The sequence below is a fragment of the Microcystis sp. LE19-10.1B genome (genome assembly GCF_027530565.1).
Taxonomy (GTDB): domain Bacteria; phylum Cyanobacteriota; class Cyanobacteriia; order Cyanobacteriales; family Microcystaceae; genus Microcystis; species Microcystis aeruginosa.
Window position 1 is genome coordinate 1 of the sequence record NZ_JAPZQM010000135.1, and the last position, 3,062, is coordinate 3,062.

Annotated in this window: 3 protein-coding genes and 2 pseudogenes; 3 read left to right on the plus strand and 2 right to left on the minus strand. The window is 42.3% G+C overall.

Going from position 1 to position 3,062, the window contains the following annotated elements:
- Positions 1-202 precede the first annotated feature (202 nt).
- A pseudogene (locus tag O9332_RS04865) lies at positions 203-659 on the minus strand (PEP-CTERM sorting domain-containing protein).
- 200 nt (positions 660-859) lie between these two features.
- Here O9332_RS04865 and O9332_RS04870 point away from each other — a divergent pair.
- Positions 860-1,483, plus strand: coding sequence for a DUF3782 domain-containing protein (locus tag O9332_RS04870; RefSeq protein ID WP_288023976.1), 624 nt, complete (start codon positions 860-862; stop codon positions 1,481-1,483).
- Between the two features lie 53 nt (positions 1,484-1,536).
- Positions 1,537-1,722 (plus strand): annotated as a pseudogene (locus tag O9332_RS04875) (hypothetical protein); the annotation flags it as partial.
- Between the two features lie 27 nt (positions 1,723-1,749).
- Here the strand turns inward: O9332_RS04875 and O9332_RS04880 are convergent.
- Positions 1,750-1,977 (minus strand): DNA-directed RNA polymerase subunit omega, encoded by a 228-nt coding sequence (locus O9332_RS04880; RefSeq protein WP_002761217.1) that lies wholly within the window; start codon positions 1,975-1,977, stop codon positions 1,750-1,752.
- 553 nt (positions 1,978-2,530) lie between these two features.
- On the opposite strand from O9332_RS04880, the gene O9332_RS04885 reads away from it, so the two are divergent.
- The coding region (locus O9332_RS04885) for a transposase (RefSeq protein ID WP_288023980.1) at positions 2,531-3,062 on the plus strand (532 nt) is incomplete at its 3' end.

Consider the following 3,062-nt stretch of genomic DNA (forward strand, 5'->3'; position numbering starts at 1 on the left):
AAATCCTTATCTGGCAAGAGACTTAATTGATTAGTTCGCTCTAGATAAAAAACAATTGACAAAAATCGCTAAATGCCTTTCTATATAAGGGTTACATCCCTTATAATCCCCGTCCATTGCATAACACAAACCGAAGAGCCATAAAGTATCGAAAACCTCCGCTTCGAGAGAGGAAACCCTCGCCTCCTCTCCCTTGTAGGCATTACTTGCGGGCTTTGCGGACGGTACCCCCTAGCATTAATCGGCCCAAGGTGATAAAACCGAGAAGGCTAGAAGGTTCTGGAGTGGTCGTGGTGGGAACCGTCAGCACCGAAGAGATTCCGTACAAAGGGCGGAATGCTACCGGACCGTTAAACCCTGGACCAAAATCGCTCCCATAACGAACCCAATTTTTCGGTAATACTAGCAGGGTCGATTCCTACATTCGTAAAAGCGTCATTTAATATTGTTGAGGTGTGCGCCTCATTGTCAACAAAGGTGTTGTAGGTATTTATGTCAGTGCTTGTTGCTTGAATCGTGCCATCCGTAACAAATACCAAGCGATACTGATTACCAGGACTAAGACCAGAAGGAATCAGTTGAAAAGCTTCTGCAATGCCAGAGATGCCCAGAGTCGCAAAGGCAACCCCAGATAAAATACCCATAATCGTTAGTTTCATCTAAAATCAAGCTCTTTGAGCGTTGTAAGGATTATGCAAGTTTTGGAACCAAGTAAATTCCAGAAAAACCTTACCCCCCCCCGCACATTTGTCAAGTCTTTTACATAATTCTTAATATTTTTTTCGTTTTGCTCTCTGGCTCTCGTCCGGCTTCTCGAGGGAATCGCTAAAATGATCAGGGGTGTTTTAGAGGTAAGTCTATGAATGAACCGGTAACTCTTGAGGATATTTACCAGCTATTCCGCGCTTCCGCCGAGGAATATGATCGCCGGGCTGCCGAATCTAAGGCGGAATATGATCGCCATAGAGTCGAAATAGAGAACCTCCTGGCGGAATCTAAACTAGAAAGCGATCGCTCCATGGCAGAACTGAAACGGACGGTTGAACGAACCAGCAAAGCGGTAGATAGTCTCACCACTCGCTGGGGTCGATTTGTGGAAGAATTGGTAGAACCGGCGGTTTTACGGCTTTTTCAGGAAAAAGGCATCGATATTAAAGAAGTTTATCCCCGCGCTAGAGTCAAGCGTCAGGGCATCGCCATGGAAATTGATATCCTAGCGGTAGATGATACCGATCTCGTGGTGGTGGAATGTAAATCTAGATTATCTAAAGATGATGTGGATGAATTTATCGAAAAATTGACCCGCTTTAAAATCGCTTTTCCCCATTATCAAAACTATCGAGCTTACGGTGCGGTGGCGGGAATTGAAATCAACGAGGGGATCGATCGATACGCTTATAAAAAAGGTCTATTTGTGATTAAACCCTCTGGGGATACGGTGGCCATTATTAATGATGCCGACTTTCAACCGAATACTTGGTAATTTCCCTAGTCAAAACAATCGCTATGGTTAACCTTTCCTACACAAAAATCGCCTTCTTCCCAGTATCGGGAAATCGTTATTTAACCGCAGAGGAAAGGGCGAGGGCAGCTGCGGCGATCGCCAGTCAAGCAGGTTTGATCGCCCAGCAAGAAGGTTTAGCCAAACAGGAAGCGGAACAAAAAGCCCAACGACTAGCGGAAAGACTAAGATCACTGGGTATCAACCCCGATGAAATGTAGGGGTGGGTTCCAGGCAATTTTAGGGGATTAATCGCGTAATAATTCCGGTTCGGTTAATTCGTCGGTCATTTCCATCAAGGCCCGTTGGACGGGTTTAATCATCGGGTCATCGATATTTTCTACGGTATCGTAGCGGACGCGTTTGGCCCGTCTAGCGACTTGCACGACGATCGAGTAACGATTGCTGGCCGCATTCATCAGTTTATCGGTGAGATAAATCATCTCGGAGGAGTCGAATTTAAACCGTTTGGACATAGTTATATTTAGCCTTCTCTGGTGAATTTGGCACTTGTCACTGATAATAGGTTAGTGATAAGTTTTATTACTCAGTCCACCTTACCATATTTTGTCAACCTTAAGGATAGGGTTATCCTTGATCTCGATCGTATTTTGTCAACTACTTTTTACAAAACTTAAATCAATTTTATACAAGTTTAAAAATATACAAATAAAGAGATAATTTTTGAAATAAATATAGCGTTTCCCACACCTGTGTGGCACAGTTAAACCTTTGCTGATTAAGCTTTTCACCATCGACAATGTACCTCTTGCCAACAGGAAACGCTATAAACCCAAAAAAGGTATTGTAAAGTTTCAATACAAATATGGTCATATATAGTCATTCATGGTAGTATGTACAGACAAAACTATCGGACTAGGCAAAAAAAACAGGAATAAGTTATCGAACGGCTTGGAGGTGGTGGAAACAAGGAAATTTAACAGGCTATCAATTGCCTTCTGGTACAATTATGACAACGGATGACAACCCTTCAAAACCCGACGCTGAGTTAAAAGACAACGGATAATAATGTTAGTAGCCGAAAGACACATTATCAAGAAAGGACATAGATTTTGGGCTGAGATAGATAATTTATCTTGGCAGTCTAAAAATCTTTACAACTCAGCCAATTATTTAATCCGACAAAACTTCATTTATGGTCATGGCTATTTGACCTATAATCAGATGGCTTCTCTGATGAAAAAGACAGAACAGTATCAAGCTTTACCCGCTAAAGTTTCCCAACAAGTTTTAAGAGGATTAGACCAGAACTGGCAATCATTTTTTGCCGCTTCATCAGAGTTTAAAAGTCACCCCGATAAATTTCTGGGAAAACCCAAAATCCCTGGCTATAAGGAGCCAAAAAAAGGACGAAATCTCTTAGTTTACACGATTCAAGCTATAAGCAAAGTAGGTCTTCGGCAAGGGTTAGTCAAACTATCAGGGACTTCAATTGCCTTGCCGACGAGAGTGGTGGAGCGCATAGCAGAAGTCAGAATAGTTCCTAAATGTGATTGTTATGTAATCGAGGTAATTTATGAGAAAACTGAACAGTTCTTAG

Bases quoted from the DNA above. Each gene is read 5' to 3' on its own strand.
- O9332_RS04870 (WP_288023976.1), top strand. From the start codon at position 860: ATGAATGAACCGGTAACTCTTGAGGATATTTACCAGCTATTCCGCGCT.
- O9332_RS04880 (WP_002761217.1), bottom strand. From the start codon at position 1,977: ATGTCCAAACGGTTTAAATTCGACTCCTCCGAGATGATTTATCTCACC.